Here is an 18,193-nt window from a genome sequence, read left to right as displayed (position 1 = left end):
CCACCTGGCATGAGCACGCCCCGGATTTCCCGGTCCGGAGGCCCACCGACGGCCCGCCGGCCGCGGCGCGGACGCGGGGGTCAGAGCAGCGGCGTGAGCCAGCGGCGCAGCGCCTCGCCGTAGCCGTCCGGGTCGGCGTTCCACAGGGCGGCGTGGGCGCCGTCCGGGACGGCGTGCAGGCTCACCAGGTCGTCCCGGCGGGCGGCGAGCCGGGCGGAGGCCGACCAGGGCGCCACGGCGTCCACCGGGCTGTGCAGCAGCAGCGCGGGCACCTGGAGGTCGGTGCCGGCCGCGAGCCTTGCGAACCCGGCCAGGTCGACCCCGGAGCGGCCCTCGGCGGCCAGCGCACCGAGCTCGGCGAGCGGGGCGGGCACGCCGGCCCGGGCGGCCTCCCTGCGGACGGTGGCGGGCCAGTCCAGCACCGGCGAGTCGAGCACCAGGCCGGCCAGCGAGTCGCGCCAGGCCGAGCGGGCCGCCGTGTGCAGGGCCATCGTGGCGCCGAGCGACCAGCCGTACAGCACGATCCGGCCGGCGCCGTGGGCGTGGGCGAAGCGGACGGCGGACTCCACGTCCCGCCACTCGGTCTCGCCGAAGTGCCCGAGCCCGTCCGGGGAGGGCGGGGCGCCCTCGTCCCCGCGGTGGGTGACCACCAGTACCGGCATGCGCAGCGCGTGCAGCACCGGCAGGACGGGCAGTGCCTGCTGCCGGTCGGTGCCGGGGCCGTGCACCAGGATCGCCCACACTCCGCGGATGCCCGGCAGGTACCAGGCGGGCATCGGGCCGAGCTCGCCGTCGACGACGGTCTCGGTGAAGTCCAGGCCGAGCGCGGAGGCCGGGTCGCCGATCTCGGTACGGGCGGTCACCCGGACCTCCGTCCCGGTGCGCAGCGTGCCGGCGCCGGTGGCGAGCAGCCGCCGGGTGACGCTCTGCGGGCCCGTGGCGAGCACGTCGCCGATCACGGCGTGGCCGCCGTCGGTCCACTCCAGGGCGTAGCGGCCGGGGCGCTCGGTCTCGACGCTGCGGGTGAGGGTGACCCGGTCGGCGGCCAGGTCCTGGACCCGGATGCCGGGGCGGGCGCCGCCGCGGCCCGACAGTCCCATCCCCGCGAAACCGGGGCGGACGGCCCGCTCGGACACCCGGCGGCCGATCAGCAGCACGGCGGCCCCCGTCCCGACGGCGGCGGCCGCGACGATCGCGGCGGTTCCCCAACGCATGGCGCTCCCCGGTGGGCGGCTGGACATGGCGCTCCCAGTCCACGCCCGGCCCCGGACCGCGGCCACCCGAACGGGTCCGTCCGGGCGGCGGTGCAGAGGTCGATCCGGGGGCCCGCGCGCCCCTGTTCGGCCGCCCGTCTGCCTTCAGGCTCTCCTAGGGCTTGTCTGACAATTCGCGTCGCATTGGCACGCGGCGTCGGGCGCCCGGCTGGGCGTGCCGCCGTATCGGCCTCGTACTGGACGTACTCGGGCGATGCGGCGGCACGTCCAGGCGGGATGATCCGGCGTCGTGTGCGCGGCGGGAATTGTCAGACAAGCCCTAGACCGGGACGTCCGTCCCCGGCCGGGACAGCAGTTCCCAGAAGCGGTCGGCGAGCGGGCGGGCCGGGGGGCGGGCGGCGTCCGGGACGGCGGAGCCCCAGTGGGCGGGGACGAGGTACTCGTCCTGGAGGTCCGCGAGGACCCCGCCGAGCACCGGGTCCGGGACGGGCACGAGCCTGGCCACCGCCCTCAGCCGGGCCTGCCAGCGGCCGTCGACGACCTGTCGCAGCAGGAGCTCCAGCTCGTCCTGACGGCCGGTCACGTGCACCAGCGCCCGCAGGGTCAGCCCGAGCGCGTGCGCCAGTGCCAGGCTCTGCTCCTCGTCGGCGTCCCAGTGGCCGGTGTCCTCGGCCCTGGCGTACGTCTGCACGCTGACCCCGATCCGGCGGGCGGCCTGCTCCCTGGTCAGCTCGCGGGACAGCCGGAAGTCGCGGAGGGTCGCCGGGCGGACGCCCATCAGCTGCGCGGGCGGGCACCACAGCGCCCTCGACAGGGCGACGAACTCCTCCTCCGAGGGCCGCAGCTCACCGGCCTCCCAGGCCGCCACATGGGCGGGCAGCAGCCGGACGCCGTGTGCGGCCATGGCCTCGGCGACCTGTTCCGGGGTCAGGCCGAGCCCGGCGCGGTGCGCCCGCGCGGCCTGCGGGGAGAACGGCACCGGCGGCGGGGAGGACGGTCTGCGTCGCATGCGACAAGAACGTACGGGCGGCCGCGCGCACCGACCCACTCGCCGAACGCACGAAGCGGGGCGCGCCGCCCGGGCCCGGGGCTGGAGGATCGTACGGGGCTCGGGGCGGCCGGAACGGCGACGGTGTGTGACCAACCCCTCCACAGGCTTTGTTGACTCCCGGTCGGAACGCGTGATGGGATCTCGGGGCCATACGGAGGCATGCAGAGGAAGCCGGTGCGAGTCCGGCGCGGTCCCGCCACTGTCACCGGGGAGCACGCTCGACCTGCATGGTCACGGCGGTCCGCGACAGGGCCGCTGGAAGGCCCGAGCGCGTGTCCGACCCGGAAGCCAGGAGACTCTCGCCGCCGGTTCGTCGATCCAGGGCGCGGACCCTGAGTGAGGACACGCCCGCCATGCAGGCTGCCCAGCGGTCACCGCTGCGCCCCGACCGGGGAGCCGGGCCGTGGCCCGTGTGAACCCCTCCCCCTACCTGCTGGGCGCCGTCGCCGGCTACCTCGCCGACACCGCGCTGGCCGACCCCCGCCGCGGCCACCCGGTCGCCCTGTTCGGCACCGCGGCCGGCCGCCTGGAGCGCCGGCTCTGGCGCGACCACCGGGGCACCGGAGCCGCCTTCACCGCCCTGAGCGTGGGCACCGTCGCGGCCGGCGCCGTCCTCGCCGACCGCGCCCTGCGGCGGCGTCCCTGGGCACGGTCGGCCCTCGCCGCGGCCTCCGCCTGGACGGTGCTCGGCGGTACCTCCCTCACCCGCGAGGCCCGGACGATCGGCCGCTTCCTGGAGGCCGGCGACCTGGCCGCCGCCCGGGAGCGTCTGCCGCACCTGTGCGGCCGCGACCCCAGCGCCCTGGACGGGCAGCAGATCGCCCGCGCCGTCGTCGAGTCCGTCGCCGAGAACACCGCCGACGCCGTGGTCAACGCCCTCACCTGGGGCGCGCTGGCCGGCACCCCCGGGCTGCTGGCCTTCCGGGCCGTCAACACCCTGGACGCGATGGTCGGCCACCGCTCGCCGCGCCACCTGCGCTTCGGCTGGGCCTCCGCCCGGCTCGACGACGTGGCCGGCTGGCCCGGTGCCCGGCTGACCGCACTGCTGACGGTCGCCGCCGCGGAGCACCCGCGGGCCGCCTGGAAGGTCTGGCGGCGCGACGGGTCGTCACACCCCAGCCCCAACGCCGGACAGGCGGAGTCGGCCTTCGCGGGCGGGCTCGGCGTGCGGCTCGGCGGCACCCTGCGGTACGGCGACGGGGTTCCCCCGGAGACGGGGGTCCCCCCGGCCGAAGGCTGGGGGAGGGTGGAGCACCGGCCCGTCCTCGGCGCCGAACTCCGGCCGGTGGACGTCCCGGACATCGAGCGCGCCTGCCGGCTCTCCCGCCGCGTGGGAATGCTGGCGCTGGCGGTGACGACGGCCGCCCACGCCCTCGGACGCACCTCACTCGGCCGGGCCGCCCCGGGGCGCACCGGTCTGATCGGAGTACGCGCCCCTGGGTGGCCCATTCCCGTCCCCGGGTTTGCACGCATGCGAAGGAGTGTCACGTGACGAAGGCTCTGCTGGTGGCGGGGACGACCTCGGATGCGGGGAAGAGCGTGGTCACGGCGGGGATCTGCCGGTGGCTGGCCCGGCAGGGGGTGCGGGTGGCGCCGTTCAAGGCGCAGAACATGTCGCTGAACTCCTTCGTCACCGCTGACGGCGCCGAGATCGGCCGCGCCCAGGCGATGCAGGCCCAGGCCGCCCGGGTGGAGCCCGAGGCGGCGATGAACCCGGTGCTGCTGAAGCCGGGGGCGGACGGCCGCAGCCAGGTGGTGCTGCTCGGCAGACCGGTGGCCGAGGTCGGGGCGCTGGACTACCGCGAGCGCAAGCCCGTCCTGCTGGAGCGGGCGCTGGAGTGCCTGGCGGACCTGCGCAGCCGGTACGAGGTGGTGGTCTGCGAGGGCGCCGGCTCCCCCGCCGAGATCAACCTGCGGGACCGGGACATCGCCAACATGGGCCTGGCCACGGCCGCGAACCTGCCGGTGGTGGTGGTCGGCGACATCGACCGCGGCGGGGTGTTCGCGGCGATGTACGGCACGCTGGCGCTGCTGTCCGCGCAGGACCAGTCGCTGGTGGCGGGCTGGTTCGTCAACAAGTTCCGCGGGGACGCGCGGCTGCTGGCGCCGGGGCTGGAGATGCTGCGGGAGCTGACGGGCCGTCCGGTGCTGGGCACGCTGCCGATGCTGCCCGGCCTGTGGCTGGACGCCGAGGACTCGCTGGACCTCTCCACCGCCGTGGAGAACCGTCCGACCGCGGCCCCGCACGGCGCGGACGTGCTGCGGGTCGCCGTGGTGCGGCTGCCGCGGCTGTCGAACTTCACCGACGTGGACGCGCTGGCCCAGGAGCCGGGCGTGCTGGTGCGCTGGGCGACCCGGCCGGAGGAACTGGCCGACGCCGACCTGGTGGTGCTGCCCGGCACCCGGGCGACCGTCGCCGACCTGGCCTGGCTGCGCGAGCGCGGCCTGGACACCGCCCTGCAGGCGCGCGCCGCGGCCGGGCTGCCCGTGCTCGGCGTGTGCGGCGGCTACCAGATGCTGTCCCGGGAGATCGTCGACGCGGTGGAGTCGAAGGCGGGCGCCGTCGAGGGCCTCGGGCTGCTGCCGACCCGGGTGGAGTTCGGCGCGGAGAAGGTGCTGGGCCGGCCGGTCGGCGAGGCGTACGGGGAACGGGTCGAGGGGTACGAGATCCACCACGGCGTGGTGTCCGTCGAGGGCGGGGAAGCCTTCCTGGACGGCTGCCGGGTCGGTGCGGTGTGGGGGACGACCTGGCACGGCGCGCTGGAGAACGACGGCTTCCGGCGGGCGCTGCTGCGCGAGGTGGCGGCGGCGGCCGGACGGGCGTTCGTGCCTGCGCCGGACACCTCGTTCGCCGCGGCGCGCGAGGAACGGCTGGACCGGCTGGGCGACCTGATCGAGGAGCATGCGGACACCGACGCGCTGTGGAAGCTGATCGAGGGCGGGGCACCGCAGGGGCTGCCGTTCGTGCCGCCGGGTGCGCCGTGAGCAAGGGAGAGCAGATGAGTGACGCCCGTTATCCGTTCACCGCGATCGTCGGCATGGCCGACCTGCGGCTCGGGCTGCTGTTGAACGCGGTCTCGCCCGCCGTCGGCGGTGTGCTGGTGCGCGGCGAGAAGGGCACCGCCAAGTCGACGATGGTGCGCGCCCTGGCGGGGCTGCTGCCGTCGATCGGCGCGGTCGCCGGCTGCCGGTTCGCCTGCGACCCGGTGGCGCCGGACCCGCAGTGCCCGGACGGCGCGCACACCGGCGCCGATTCGCTGGAGCGGCCCGCCCACCTGGTGGAGCTGCCGGTCGGCGTCTCCGAGGACCGCATCGTCGGCTCGCTGGACCTGGAGCGGGCGCTCGCCGAGGGCGTCAAGGCGTACGAGCCGGGCCTGCTGGCCAAGGCGCACCGCGGCGTGCTCTACATCGACGAGGTCAACCTGCTGCAGGACCACCTGGTCGACCTGCTGCTGGACGCGGCGGCGATGGGCCGCTCGTACGTGGAGCGGGAGGGCGTGTCGGTGCGGCACGCGGCACGCTTCCTGCTGGTGGGCACCATGAACCCGGAGGAGGGCGAGCTGCGTCCGCAGCTGCTCGACCGGTTCGGCCTGACGGTGGAGATCGCGGCGACCCGGGACCCGCAGGAGCGGGCCGAGGTGGTGCGCCGGCGGCTCGCGTACGACGCCGACCCGGCCGGCTTCGCCGAGCGGTTCGCCGGGGAGGAGCAGGCGCTCGCCGAGCGGATCACCGCCGCCCGGGAGCTGCTGCCGAAGGTGGAGCTGACCGACACGGCGCTGCGTCAGATCACCGCGGTCTGCGCCGCCTTCGAGGTCGACGGCCTGCGCGCGGACATCGTGATGGCCCGCACGGCGGTCGCGCTGGCGGCCTGGGCGGGCCGCACCGAGGTGCTGGAGGAGGACGTCCGCAAGGCCGCACAGCTGGCGCTGCCGCACCGTCGGCGCCGCAACCCCTTCGACGCGCCCGGCCTGGACGAGGAGCAGCTGGACCGCACGCTGGAGGAGCACGCGGGCTCCGAGGAGGACGGCCCGGACGACAGCGACCCGAACGGCAGCGGGCCGCAGGACGACGGCCCGGACGGCGGCGGCCCGGACGGCCCCGGCGGCGCCCCCGCGCCCGCGGACGCGCCGGACGGCTCGGCGGCCTCCGACCCCGCACAGGCCCCGGAGCAGACCCCGCCGCAGCCCCGCCAGGCGCCCGGCACCGGCCGGGAGGCCGCCCCGGTGGCCAGCGCCGCCCCGTACCGGACGCGGCTGTTCAAGGTGCCCGGCACCGGCCGGGGTGCGATGGGCCGCCGCTCGGCCGCGGAGACCGACGGCGGGCACACCGTGCGGGCGCGCCGCCCGCAGGGCCGCCTGGCCCGGCTGCACCTGACCGCGACGCTGCAGGCCGCCGCCCCGCACCAGGCCGCCCGCGGCCGGTCCGGGCGGGCCCTGGTGCTGGCCAAGGACGACCTGCGGGAGCAGGTGCGCCGCGGCCGGGAGTCCAACCTGGTGCTGTTCGTGGTGGACGCCTCCGGCTCGATGGCCGCCCGGCAGCGGATGGGCGCGGTCAAGGGCGCGGTGATGTCGCTGCTGACGGACGCCTACCAGCGGCGCGACAAGATCGGCATGATCACCTTCCGCGGTACCGGCGCCGAGCTGGCGCTGCCGCCGACCTCCTCGGTGGAGGTCGGGGCGGCCCGGCTGGAGCAGCTGCCGACCGGCGGGCGGACCCCGCTGGCCGCCGGGCTGCTGCGCGCCCACGAGGTGCTGCGGATCGAGCGGATGCGCGACCCGGACCGCCGCCCGCTGCTGGTCGTCGTCACCGACGGCCGGGCCACCGGCGGCCGGGACGCCCTGGCGCAGGCCGAGCGGGCCGCGGGCCTGCTGGCCGGGCAGGGCGTGGCGAGCGTGGTGCTGGACTGCGAGTCCGGCCATGTCCGGCTCGGTCTGGCCCGCACCCTGGCGGCCCGCCTCGGCGGCCCCGCCGTCACCCTGGACGAGCTGCGCGCCGAGGGCGTGGCGGCACTCGTCCGCGACCACCGTTCCGTCTCCACCCAGCGAAAGGCGGCCTGAGCCGTGCCCAAGGGAGTGCCCGAGAGTGTCCCCGACGACGGCCTGACGACACGTCAGCGCCGCACCCTGCCGATCACCGCGGTGCACACCGGCCCCGGCAAGGGCAAGTCGACCGCCGCCTTCGGCATGGCGCTGCGCGCCTGGAACCAGGGCTGGCCGATCGGGGTGTTCCAGTTCGTCAAGTCCGCCAAGTGGAAGGTCGGCGAGGAGAACGCGCTGCGCGTCCTCGGCGCCTCCGGCGAGGGCGGCACGGTGGCCTGGCACAAGATGGGCGAGGGCTGGTCCTGGGTGCAGCGCGGCATGGAGTCCAGCGAGGAGGCGGCCAAGGAGGGCTGGGAGCAGGTCAAGCGCGACCTCGCCGCCGAGACCTACCGCTTCTACGTGCTCGACGAGTTCACCTACCCGATGCACTGGGGCTGGGTGGACGTCGACGAGGTGGTGTCGGTGCTCAAGGACCGCCCGGGCAGCCAGCACGTGGTGATCACCGGCCGGTACGCCAAGGAGCCGCTGACCGGATTCGCCGACCTGGTCACCGAGATGACCAAGGTCAAGCACCCCATGGACGCCGGCCGCAAGGGCCAGCGCGGTATCGAGTGGTAGCCCGTTGAACATCCCCCGTCTCGTCGTCGCCGCGCCCTCCTCGGGCGCGGGCAAGACCACCGTCGCCACCGGCCTGATCGCCGCGCTCGCCGCACGCGGCCTCGCGGTCTCCCCGCACAAGGTCGGCCCGGACTACATCGACCCGGGCTACCACGCGCTGGCCGCCGGCCGCCCGGGCCGCAACCTGGACGCGTACATGTGCGGCGAGGGGCGGATCGCCCCGCTCTTCCTGCACGGCGCCGCCGGGGCCGACGTGGCGGTGGTCGAGGGCGTGATGGGGCTGTTCGACGGGGCGGCCGGACGCGGCGAGCTCGCTTCCACCGCGCAGGTCGCCAAGCTGCTCAAGGCACCGGTGGTGCTGGTGGTGGACGCCTCCTCGCAGTCCCGCTCGGTGGCGGCCCTGGTGCACGGCTTCGCCTCCTGGGACCCGCAGGTGCGCCTCGCCGGGGTGATCCTCAACCGGGTCGCCTCCGACCGGCACGAGCAACTGCTGCGCGAGGCGCTGGAGGAGGGCTCCGGGGTGCCGGTGCTCGGCTGCGTGCGGCGCGCCGCCTCGGTGGCCACCCCCTCCCGCCACCTCGGCCTGATCCCGGCGGTGGAACGCTCCGCGGATGCCCTGCGGGCCGTCCGCGACATGGGCGAACTCGTCGCCGCCTCGGTGGATCTGGACGCACTGCTGGCGCTGGCCCGCAGCGCCCCGCCGCTGGACGCCGAGCCGTGGTCCGCCGCCGCGGAGGTCTCCCCCGTCGCCGGCCGGCCGCGGATCGCCGTCGCGGGCGGCGCCGCGTTCTCCTTCTCGTACGCGGAGAACGCCGAACTGCTCACCGCGGCGGGCGCGGAGGTCGTGTCGTTCGACCCGCTGCGGGACGAGGAACTCCCCGCCGGCACACGGGGATTGGTGGTCGGCGGCGGCTTCCCCGAGATGTACGTGGGCGAGCTGAGCGCCAACGCGTCGCTGCGGACGGCGATCGCCGGGCTGGCCGCGGGCGGTGCGCCGATCGCCGCCGAGTGCGCCGGACTGCTCTACCTGGGGCGGGAGTTGGACGGCAAGGAGATGTGCGGGGTACTGCCGCACACCGCCCGGATGACCGAGCGGCTCACCCTCGGCTACCGGGAGGCGGTGGCCCTGGCGGACAGCCCGCTCGCCGCGGCCGGCACCCGGGTGCGCGGCCACGAGTTCCACCGGACGGTCTGCGAGCCGGGCGCGGGCGAGCAGCCCGCCTGGGGCTGGCGCGCGCCTTCCGGGCCCGCCGTCGAGGGCTTCGTGCAGGGCTCGGTGCACGGCTCGTACCTGCACCTGCACTGGGCCGGGGCGCCGCAGCTCGCGGAGCGCCTCGTCCGCGCGGCGCTCTGACGCCCGGGACGCGCCGCGGTCAGGCGGAGGCGAGCCGGAAGACGGGGTAGCCGGGCGCGATCCGCAGCAGGTCGGCGTCGGAGGCGTCCGCGTCGATGCCGTCGAAGAAGACGCCGACCTCGAACTTCCAGCGCTTGAGGTAGGCGCGGAGCACGGCCGGCTTCTCGGCGTCGGGGAGTTCGACCGCGCTGAAGGCCTCGGCGCGACGGCCGAGCCGGAGTTCGCCGGCGCCCGCGGCGCGCAGGTTGCGCACCCACTGGGTGTGGCCGCGCGGCGCGACCAGGTAGCGCTGCCCGCCGTGGGTGAGCAGGTTGACGGGGGTGGTGCGCCACTCGCCGCTCTTGCGGCCGCGCACCGCCAGCACCCGGGAGCCCCAGAGGCTGAGGCCCGCCTGGGTCAGAGCGGCGACGGTGCGGTTGGACAGGGCGAGCAGGGCGGCACTGAGGCGGCCGGTGGGCATCACATAGCGGCTGGCGTCGGACACGGGGACCCCCTGGAGTGCGAGCGGCGGACGCTTCGGAGAGCAGTGCTCTCACTTCTGCCCACGACTGTGCCACCGTCCTCGCGCGCGGTCAAGAGCAGTGCTCTCGTTTCGGTGCAGCGCTCGGAAATGTGGGAGGCTGTCCCCATGACCGCCATCAGGACCGCCCGCGAACGCGCCCGCGAGGAGCTCACCCGCGAGATCAAGCAGGAGGCCCGCCGGCAGCTCGCCTCCGAGGGCGCCCAGCGGCTCTCACTGCGTGCCGTCGCCCGCGAGCTCGGCATGGCCTCCTCCGCCATCTACCGGTACTTCCCGAGCCGCGACGAACTGCTCACCGCGCTGATCGTCGACGCCTACACCGATCTCGCCGACGCCGCCGACGCGGCCCTCGCCGATGCCCCCGCCGCCCCGCGGCCCCGCTGGCGGGCCCTGTGCACCGCCGTACGGGCCTGGGCGCTCGCCAACCCGCACGAGTACGCGCTGGTCTTCGGCACTCCGGTGCCCGGCTACCGCGCCCCGCAGGAGACCGTCCGGCACGCCGCCCGACTTCCCCTCGCCCTGATCGCGGTGGCGGCCGAGGGCACGCCTGCGGCCGAACTCCCGGTACCGGCCGGCCCGCTCGGCGAGCAACTGGCCCGCCTCCGCGCCGAATACGCGCCGGCACTCCCCGAACCGGTACTGGCCCGGGCCGCGATCGCCTGGACACAGCTCTTCGGCATGATCGGCTTCGAGCTGTTCGGACACCTCGTCGGCTCCTTCGACCCGGCCGACGCCTTCTTCGCCCACGCCGTCGAGGAGATGGCCGACCTCGTCGGCCTCCCGGACAGCCCATAGGGGCGCGGGGAACCGCGCAGTCCGAGTGCGGGCGTCACAACAGCATGGGCCAACCATGGTCTGTACGACGGACCGCATCCGAATGGCGCAGTTCTCCCCCAGCCTTCGGCCGGGAGGTGCCCCTCGCGCCCCTGAGGGCTTGGCCTAGTCGACCTAGGCGGGGTGCAGGTCGGAGACCGGGGCGGGGCGGTCCGTCCGGGTGCCGCCGGGCTTGTTCGGGCCGCCCTTGCCGCTGTTGCCCGGGCCGGCGCCGGTGGCCAGGCCGAGTGCGGCGCGGACGGCCTCCGGGCGCTCGAAGCCCAGGAGCTCCTCGCCCTTGGCGAGTTCCTGCTCCATCACCTTCGGGTCGGTGGCGGTCCGGGCCGCCCGCAGGTGGGTCAGGGCCTGCTTCAGCTCGTCCTTGAGCGCGCCGACCGGGCCGGAGGCCACCCCGCCCCAGTCGCGCTTCCCCAGGTCGTCGATCTCCCGGTCCACCGCGACGGACAGCGTGAGCGCCCACGCGCGGTAGGCGGCCGGGTCCTCGGCGGGCTTGGCGTCCGGCTGCTCGTCGAAGGCCCGGTCGATCCGGTGCTCGGCGCGGAGGTAGGCCAGCTGGGCCTCGCTCAGGGCGGTCCGGTCCTGGCGCGCGGAGCCCCTGGCGAAGGAGCTGGTGTCGGTCAGGAAGCAGGTGGCGTAGTGGTCGTTGTCCAGCGCCCAGGTCTCCTGGTCGGGGTAGAAGAAGTGCAGCTCCAGGTCCTCGGGGATCGCCCAGCTGTCCGGCGCGTAGTCGAAGAGGGCGTCGGCGCAGCTCTTCCTGGCGTCGGCGACCACGCGGTCCTTGCCGGGGTAGACGAAGGCCGTGAGGCGCGGGTTGGCGAACACCTCGCCGTAGTGCGGCTCCGAGCAGTCGACCGTCTCGACGTCGGTGACGTCCTCGCCCTTGCCGCTGCCCAGCTTGACGAAGCACTCGCCGGCCGCGAGGTCGTAGACCCCGGAGACCGAGGTCCGGCCGGTGTCGTCGGTCTCGTACGGGTAGTCCGCCGGGTCCCGGTCGCCGAAGACGACGCCCAGCACCATCACCACGACCAGCACCACCGCCCAGAGGCCGCCCAGCGAGATGCCGGCGATCGCCAGGCCGCGGCCGCGCTCGTTGCGGGCCTTGACGGTGCGCAGGGCCGCCACGCCGAACGCGATCGCGCCGACCCACATGCAGCACGCGAGGCCGAGGACGCCGAGCACGAACGAGGCGATGGCGTAACCGCTCCAGGCGGTCGGCGGCCCCACCGGCTGCTGCCAGCCCGGGTACCCGGGGCCGGCCTGACCCCAGCCCCCGCCGCCCCACGGGGCGACCGGGACCGCCCCGGGCGGAACCGGGCCGGGCGGGACGGCTCCCGGCAGCCCGGGCTGCGGCGGGGCGGCCGACAGCGGCGAGTTCTGCGACGGCGGCGCGAACGCCCGTGCCAGCGCCTCGTCCTGGGCCGCCACCTCCTGCGGCACCCCGAACGGCGGGACGGCGTCCTGGAACGGGGGCGGCGGCGCGTAGGGGTTCTGCGGCTGTGCGCCGTACGGCGGGTCGGCCTGCGGGGACGGCGGCGCGAAGGCCCGCGCGAACGCCTCGTCCTGGGCCGCCCGGTCGTCCGGCTGGGGGCTGTACGGGTCGGACGGCATGCGGGGCTCCCTGTGCGCTGTTCGCCACCGGACACTGGTCGTTCGACGGCGGCGCGAATATAGCGGATCACCCGGACGGCCGTCCGGGCATATCCGGGCGGTGGACGTCCGCAGCGGGCGAACACCCGCGCACGGGCCGGAGGTGCGGAGCAGAGTGGGCGTCATGATGCGACAGGTCGCCGTTCTCTCCGACATCCACGGGGTGCTCCCCGCCCTCCGCGCGGTCCTCGCCGAGCCCGAGGTCGCCGCCGCCGACCGGATCGTGCTCACCGGCGACATCGCCGCCGGACCGCAGCCCGCCGAAGTACTGGACCTGCTCACCGCCCTCGGCGAGCAGGTCGTGTGGGTCGCCGGCAACGCCGACCGGGAACTCGTCGAGCACCGGCGCGGCCTGCGTACCGAGATCCCCGACCCGATCGGGCCGTGGGCCGCGGACGCGCTGCGCGAGGACCAGGTCGAGCTGCTGGCCGGACTGCCGCCGACCGCCCGCCTCGCGGTGGAGGGCCTCGGCGAGGTGCTGTTCTGCCACGCCACCCCGCGGGACGACGAGGAGGTCGTCCTGGTCGACTCCCGCCCCGAGCGGTGGACGGAGGTGTTCGACGGCCTGGACGAGGCGGTGGGCACGGTCGTCTGCGGGCACACCCACATGCCGTACACACGGCTCGCCAACGGCCGGCTGGTCGTCAACCCGGGCAGCATCGGCATGCCGTACGGCCGCGGCGGCGCCCACTGGGCGCTGCTCGGCCCGGGAGTCCAGCTGCGGCGCACGGTCTTCGACGTCCCTGCGGCCGTCGCCGAACTGGTCCGCGACTGCGGCTGGGAGCAGATCGGCCCCTGGGCGGACCACTACCTCAACGCCCGCTCCACGGACACCGACGCGCTCCGGGTGTTCGGGCCGCGGGACGGTCGCTGAGGGCTGCACGCGCAGCACCTCGGCGGTCGGCTCAGCCGATGTCGCGGCGGTGGAGGCCGGCCAGGCCGGCCGCTGCCAGGGCGGCGGCGAGGGCGGCGAGCCAGAGGAGGGGGGTGGGGGTGAAGGCGCCGCCGGGGAGGTGCGGGGTGTGGGTGAAGGGTGAGAGGTCGAGGACCCACTGCGGGAGGCGGAGGACCGGGCCGAGCCAGCCGAGCAGGAGGAAGAGGGCCAGGGCGCCCCAGCCGGCCGTGCTCCACCGCGGTGCCAGGCCGACCAGGGCGAGGGTGACGGCTGCGGTCAGCCACACGGCGGGGAGCTGGGCGAGGGCGGCCGGCAGCAGCCGGGCCACGGCGTGGCCGGTGCCGCCCATCGCGGCACCCTGGCCGAGGCCGGTGAAGACCCCGGCGACGGCGAGCAGGACGGCGCTGCCGGCCAGCGGGAAGAGCAGGTGGCCGGCCGCCCAGCGGAGCCGGGAGACGGCGGTGGCGAGCACCGGTTCGGCCCGGCCGGAGGTCTCCTCGGCGCGCAGCCGCAGCACCGCCTGCACCGCGTACAGGGCGACGACCATGCCGAAGAGGTTGGTCATGGTGCCGAAGTAGGCGTCGAGGACGCCCTGCCGGCCGCCGAGCCGGGCGATCACGTCGGCGACCCGGGCGTTGTCGCCGACCAGGTCGACGACGCCGCGGGAGACCCCGCCGAAGACCAGGCCGGCCGCGGCGAAGCCGGCCGCCCAGCCGAGCAGGGTGCCGCGGTGCAGCCGGACGGCGAGGGCGGCGGCGGTGCGCAGCCCGGGGGCGCCGGCGGCGGGGCCGGGGCGTTGCGGCAGCAGGCCGGCGCCGAGGTCGCGGCGGGCGACCAGGGCGTACGCGGCGGCGACGGCGAGCGCGGTGCCGGCGGCGGGGAGCAGCAGCACCCACCAGCGGTTCTCGGCGAAGGGGCGGACCTGTTCGGCCCATCCGATCGGGGAGAGCCAGCCGACCCAGGCGGGGCCGGCGTCGCCGACGGCGCGCAGCACGAAGGCGGTGCCGAGCAGGGCGCCGGCCAGGCCGTTGGCGGCGCGGGCGGTTCCCGCCACCTGGGCGGTGACGGCGGCGGTGCCGGCGAAGAGCATGCCGCAGCCGGCGAGCGCGAGTCCGAAGGCGAGCGAGCCCGCGGCGGACTGGCCGGTGGCGGTGAGGCAGAGCGCGACGAGGGCGGCGAGCAGCAGGTTGGCGGTGGCGGCGGCGAGCAGGGCGGCGGTGAGCGGGGCGCGGCGGCCGACCGCGCCGGCGCCGACGAGTTCGAGGCGCCCGTCCTCCTCCTCGGCCCGGGTGTGCCGGACGACCAGCAGGGTGCTCATCAGCCCGGCCAGCACGGCGCCGAAGACGCCCATCCGCCAGGCCGTCAGCCCGCCGATGGTGGACGGGTCGTGGAGCGGGCCGTACAGGGCGCGCAGGGAGGTGTTGGCGGCGATGCCGGCGGCGAAGCGCAGGCGGGAGTCCTCGGTGTCGTAGAGGGAGCGGAAGGAGAGCGCGGTGGAGACGACGGAGGCGGCCAGCACGTAGACCCAGGCGGGCAGCGCGATGCGGTCGCGGCGCAGCGCGAGGCGGAACAGCACCGGGGTGCCGGCGAGGGTGTTCACCGGGTCACCGCCGGGTCGGGGGCCCGGTCGCCGCGGGGTGCGCCGGGCTGCTCGTAGTGGCGGAGGAAGAGTTCCTCCAGGGTGGGCGGGCGGCTGGTGAGGCTGCGGACGCCGACGGCGCTCAGGGCGCGCAGCACCTCGTCGAGCCGGTCGGCGTCGACCTGGCAGCGGACCCTGCGGCCTTCGGTGACCAGGTCGTGGACGCCGGTCAGTTCCGGTGGCGGGCCGGCGAGTTCGGCGTCGATCGAGGTGCGGGTGAGGTGGCGCAGCTCGGTGAGGGTGCCGGTCTCGACGGTGCGGCCGGCCCGGATGATGCTGACGCGGTCGCAGAGGGCCTCGACCTCGGACAGGATGTGGCTGGAGAGCAGCACGGTGCGGCCGCGGTCGCGTTCCTCGGCGATGCAGCTGCGGAAGACGTCCTCCATGAGCGGGTCGAGGCCGGAGGTGGGCTCGTCCAGGACGAGCAGTTCGGCGTCGGAGGCGAGGGCTGCGACCAGGGCGACCTTCTGCCGGTTGCCCTTGGAGTAGGCGCGGCCCTTCTTGGTGGGGTCGAGTTCGAAGCGCTCGAGGAGTTCGGCACGGCGGGCCTGGTCGAGGCCGCCGCGGAGCCGGCCGAGCAGGTCGATGGCCTCGCCGCCGGTCAGGTTGCGCCAGAGGGTGACGTCGCCGGGCACGTAGGCGAGGCGGCGGTGCAGGGCGACGGCGTCCCGCCAGGGGTCCCCGTCCAGCAGCCGGGCGGTGCCGCCGTCGGCGCGCAGCAGGCCGAGCAGGATGCGGATGGTGGTGGACTTGCCGGAGCCGTTCGGCCCGAGGAAGCCGTGCACCTCCCCGCGGGCGACGGTGAGGTCCAGCCCGTCGAGCGCGCGCGTCCGGCCGAAGTCCTTGACCAGGCCGGTCACCGTGATGGCGGTCGTCATGGCTCGACGGTACTCTCGATTCACAGATTCGTGAAGTTCGTGAATCCGGTGGATTTCCGGAAGGGCCGTTCGGTCCCCGATGATGGTCCGACAGTCGCAGCGGCACGGGAGGCAGCGCGGTGGAACGGGACGAGGCGGCCGTCGGCGCCTTCATCGAGCGCTTCGCCGCGGTCATGGCCGACGCGGGCTTCCCCCGGATGCCCGCCCGGGTGTTCACCGCCCTGCTCGCCACCGACTCGGGCCGCCTCACCGCCGCCGAACTCGCCGACTCGCTCCGGGTCAGCCCGGCCGCGGTGTCGGGCGCGGTGCGCTTCCTGAGCCAGATCAACCTGGTCACCCGCGAGCGCGAGCCCGGCTCGCGCCGCGACCGCTACCGGGTGCACGACGACGCCTGGTACGAGGCCTCGGTGCACCGCGACCGGGAGCTGGTCCGCTGGGAGGCCGGCCTGCGCGAGGGCATCGAGGCGCTCGGCGTGGAGACCCCGGCCGGGGAGCGGCTGGCGGAGTCGCTCGCCTTCTTCGGCTTCATGCGCGAGGAGCTGCCCGGCCTGCTCGGCCGCTGGCACGACCGGCGCGAACAGCTGCGCGCGGCGGCGGCCCGGGAGACGGCTCAGGGGGCGAGCAGCGCGTCCAGGTAGCGGGCGGCCTCGGCGCGCAGCTCCTGCGGCTGCGGGACACCGCCGGCCCGGCCCGCGCCCGCGGCGGTGTGGAAGATGACGCCGTCGCACCAGCGGACGAGCCTGCGGGCGTCCGCGGCGGCGTCGCGGGAGCCGGCCGCCGCCAGCAGCCCCGCCGCCACCTCCGCGAAGCCCCCGCCCAACCGGTCGTAGACGGCCCGCAGTTCGGGACGGCGGGTGGCCTCCAGGGCGAGCTCCAGCCGGGCCAGGGTGAGCGGCAGCCCGGCGGTCAGTGCGCCGTGCACGCCGGCTGCGAGCGCGTCCAGCAGCATCTCGCGCGGCGGCCGGCCGGGCTCGGGGGCCGCGGCGCCGAGCCCCGCGGTTTCCAGGTCGGCGATCCGGGTGAGCGCGGCGGCCAGCAGGGCGGCCCGGGTGCGGGCGTGGTTGGAGGTGGAGCCGGCCGGCAGCCCGGCGGCCTCGTCGACGGCGCGGTGGGTGAGCCCGCGCAGGCCGCGTTCGGCGATCAGGGCGATGGCGGTGTCGGCGATCAGGGCGGCGCGCGGCGTACTCATGGCACCGATCATCCCGCGTCCGGCAGCCCGTCCCGTGTCCGGCGGTCGCCGCGGACGGCTCACTACAGATGTAGTAGCCTGACACTACAGACGTAGTGACCGAGGAGGTCTGCGATGGAGCAGAAGGCTGTCGTCATCGGCGCGGGCATCGGCGGGCTGGCCGCCGCGCTCGCCCTGCACCGCCGCGGCTGGCAGGTCGCCGTCCACGAACGCGCCGCCTCGCTCGACCCGGTCGGCTCGGGCCTCGGCATCGCCCCCAACGCGCTGCGCGCCCTCGACGTCCTCGGTGTCGGCGACGACGTCCGCAAGCTGGCCGGGCTGCACGGCGAGGCCGCCCTGCGCCGCCCGAACGGCCGCCGGCTCGCCACCGCCGACCAGGAGGCGATCGCCCGCGCCTACGGCGACCCGGTGGTCGCCGTCCACCGCGCCGAACTCGTCGACGCCCTGCACCGGCAACTGCCGCCCGGCACCGTGCGCACCGACTCCCCCGCCGCGCTGACCGACCCCGGCAGCGCCCGCCGCCCGGCCCTGGTCGCGGCCGGCGACCGGGAGACCGGGGCCGATCTGGTGGTCGCCGCCGACGGCCTGCGCTCCGCCACCCGCACCACCCTGCTGCCCGGCCACCCCGGGCCCCGCTACTCGGGCTTCACCACCTGGCGCACCGTCGTACCCGCCCCCGGCCGGCCCGTCCCGGCCGGCGAGACCTGGGGCCACGGCGCCCTCACCGGCGTCATCCCGCTCACCGGCGACCGCGTCTACCTGTACGCCGCCGCCCTCACCCCGCCCGGCGGCAGCGCCGACGACGGCGACGAACGGGCCGAACTGCTGCGGCGGTTCGACACCTGGCACGCCGGGCTGGTCGCCCTGCTCGAGTCGGCCGACCCGGCCCGGGTGCTCCGGCACGACGTGTGGGAACTCGCCGACCCGCTGCCCGCCCTGCACCACGGGCGGGTCGCCCTGCTCGGCGACGCCGCCCACGCCATGACCCCCTTCCAGGGCCAGGGCGCCTGCCAGGCCGTCGAGGACGCCGTCGTCCTCGCGCACGCCCTCGCCGGGACGGACGTCACCGACGCCCTCGCCGCCTACACGGCGGCCCGGCTGGCCCGCACCACCACCGTGGCCACCCGCTCCCGGCAGGTCGGCCGGCTGGTCGCACTGCGAGGACCTTTCCCGGTCGCCCTCAGGGACGCATTCCTCGCGACGGTCGGCCGGCTTCCCGAGCGGACGGCCGTACGGGCGGCCGCGGCGCTGCTGGACTGGCGGCCGCCGGTGGGGTGAGGGGCCCTCCGGGCCCGACAGCGTGCAGCGACCCGCG

16 protein-coding genes and 1 riboswitch are annotated in these 18,193 nt (G+C 76.2%); of the genes, 9 read left to right on the top strand and 7 right to left on the bottom strand.

Annotated elements, in window-relative coordinates; translation table 11 throughout:
* Positions 1-80: 80 nt before the first annotated feature.
* Both ACQ614_RS25740 and ACQ614_RS25735 read right to left on the bottom strand, forming a co-directional pair.
* Positions 81-1,214: an alpha/beta hydrolase family protein gene (locus tag ACQ614_RS25740; RefSeq protein WP_431681050.1), complete on the bottom strand. Its 1,134-nt coding sequence runs from the start codon at positions 1,212-1,214 to the stop codon at positions 81-83.
* A 319-nt stretch (positions 1,215-1,533) separates the two neighbouring features.
* Positions 1,534-2,223: a helix-turn-helix domain-containing protein gene (locus ACQ614_RS25735; RefSeq protein WP_431681049.1), complete on the bottom strand. Its 690-nt coding sequence runs from the start codon at positions 2,221-2,223 to the stop codon at positions 1,534-1,536.
* A gap of 207 nt (positions 2,224-2,430) precedes the next feature.
* A riboswitch (cobalamin riboswitch) is annotated at positions 2,431-2,563 on the top strand.
* Between the two features lie 105 nt (positions 2,564-2,668).
* Here ACQ614_RS25735 and ACQ614_RS25730 point away from each other — a divergent pair.
* From ACQ614_RS25730 to ACQ614_RS25710, 5 genes are read left to right on the top strand one after another with little or no spacing between them, the layout of a single operon-like run.
* Complete coding sequence (locus tag ACQ614_RS25730; RefSeq protein ID WP_431681048.1) at positions 2,669-3,757, top strand: cobalamin biosynthesis protein; 1,089 nt, start codon at positions 2,669-2,671, stop codon at positions 3,755-3,757.
* Entirely contained in the window at positions 3,754-5,250 is a 1,497-nt protein-coding gene (locus ACQ614_RS25725; RefSeq protein ID WP_431681047.1) for a cobyric acid synthase, read from the top strand. The genes ACQ614_RS25730 and ACQ614_RS25725 overlap by 4 nt, the downstream gene beginning before the upstream one ends.
* A gap of 14 nt (positions 5,251-5,264) precedes the next feature.
* Complete coding sequence (locus tag ACQ614_RS25720; protein ID WP_431681045.1) at positions 5,265-7,322, top strand: putative cobaltochelatase; 2,058 nt, start codon at positions 5,265-5,267, stop codon at positions 7,320-7,322.
* Positions 7,323-7,325: 3 nt separating this feature from the next.
* Positions 7,326-7,922 (top strand): cob(I)yrinic acid a,c-diamide adenosyltransferase, encoded by a 597-nt coding sequence (gene cobO / locus ACQ614_RS25715; RefSeq protein WP_431681044.1) that lies wholly within the window; start codon positions 7,326-7,328, stop codon positions 7,920-7,922.
* Between the two features lie 4 nt (positions 7,923-7,926).
* Positions 7,927-9,276: a cobyrinate a,c-diamide synthase gene (locus ACQ614_RS25710; RefSeq protein WP_431681043.1), complete on the top strand. Its 1,350-nt coding sequence runs from the start codon at positions 7,927-7,929 to the stop codon at positions 9,274-9,276.
* Between the two features lie 19 nt (positions 9,277-9,295).
* Here ACQ614_RS25710 and ACQ614_RS25705 read toward each other — a convergent pair whose 3' ends face one another.
* A complete protein-coding gene (locus ACQ614_RS25705) occupies positions 9,296-9,736 on the bottom strand; it encodes a nitroreductase family deazaflavin-dependent oxidoreductase (RefSeq protein WP_431684025.1) in 441 nt (146 codons plus the stop codon).
* Positions 9,737-9,904: 168 nt separating this feature from the next.
* Here ACQ614_RS25705 and ACQ614_RS25700 point away from each other — a divergent pair, with 168 nt between their 5' ends.
* Entirely contained in the window at positions 9,905-10,591 is a 687-nt protein-coding gene (locus ACQ614_RS25700) for a TetR/AcrR family transcriptional regulator (protein WP_431681042.1), read from the top strand.
* A 153-nt stretch (positions 10,592-10,744) separates the two neighbouring features.
* Here ACQ614_RS25700 and ACQ614_RS25695 read toward each other — a convergent pair whose 3' ends face one another.
* Positions 10,745-12,238: a DUF4190 domain-containing protein gene (locus tag ACQ614_RS25695; protein WP_431681041.1), complete on the bottom strand. Its 1,494-nt coding sequence runs from the start codon at positions 12,236-12,238 to the stop codon at positions 10,745-10,747.
* A gap of 163 nt (positions 12,239-12,401) precedes the next feature.
* Here ACQ614_RS25695 and ACQ614_RS25690 point away from each other — a divergent pair, with 163 nt between their 5' ends.
* Positions 12,402-13,151 (top strand): metallophosphoesterase family protein, encoded by a 750-nt coding sequence (locus ACQ614_RS25690; protein WP_431681040.1) that lies wholly within the window; start codon positions 12,402-12,404, stop codon positions 13,149-13,151.
* Positions 13,152-13,182: 31 nt separating this feature from the next.
* On the opposite strand, the gene ACQ614_RS25685 is transcribed toward ACQ614_RS25690, so the two are convergent.
* Together ACQ614_RS25685 and ACQ614_RS25680 are read right to left on the bottom strand one after the other, a co-directional pair.
* Positions 13,183-14,772, bottom strand: a complete 1,590-nt coding sequence (locus tag ACQ614_RS25685) for an ABC transporter permease (RefSeq protein ID WP_431681038.1) — start codon at positions 14,770-14,772, stop codon at positions 13,183-13,185.
* Complete coding sequence (locus ACQ614_RS25680) at positions 14,769-15,689, bottom strand: ABC transporter ATP-binding protein (RefSeq protein WP_431681037.1); 921 nt, start codon at positions 15,687-15,689, stop codon at positions 14,769-14,771. Before ACQ614_RS25680 ends, ACQ614_RS25685 begins: the two co-directional genes overlap by 4 nt.
* 119 nt (positions 15,690-15,808) lie before the next feature.
* On the opposite strand from ACQ614_RS25680, the gene ACQ614_RS25675 reads away from it, so the two are divergent.
* Positions 15,809-16,327, top strand: coding sequence for a GbsR/MarR family transcriptional regulator (locus tag ACQ614_RS25675; RefSeq protein ID WP_431681035.1), 519 nt, complete (start codon positions 15,809-15,811; stop codon positions 16,325-16,327).
* Here the strand turns inward: ACQ614_RS25675 and ACQ614_RS25670 are convergent.
* Positions 16,300-16,878 carry a TetR/AcrR family transcriptional regulator gene (locus ACQ614_RS25670; protein WP_431681034.1) on the bottom strand — a complete coding sequence of 193 codons (579 nt, stop codon included), beginning with the start codon at positions 16,876-16,878 and terminating at the stop codon, positions 16,300-16,302. The genes ACQ614_RS25675 and ACQ614_RS25670 overlap by 28 nt on opposite strands.
* 114 nt (positions 16,879-16,992) lie before the next feature.
* On the opposite strand from ACQ614_RS25670, the gene ACQ614_RS25665 reads away from it, so the two are divergent.
* Positions 16,993-18,156 carry an FAD-dependent monooxygenase gene (locus tag ACQ614_RS25665; protein WP_431681033.1) on the top strand — a complete coding sequence of 388 codons (1,164 nt, stop codon included), beginning with the start codon at positions 16,993-16,995 and terminating at the stop codon, positions 18,154-18,156.
* Positions 18,157-18,193 lie beyond the last annotated feature (37 nt).

This window comes from Kitasatospora dryopteridis, assembly GCF_050749075.1.
Lineage (GTDB): Bacteria > Actinomycetota > Actinomycetes > Streptomycetales > Streptomycetaceae > Kitasatospora.
Note: the sequence above shows the minus strand (reverse complement) of the source record. Positions and strands in the feature narration are given on the sequence as shown.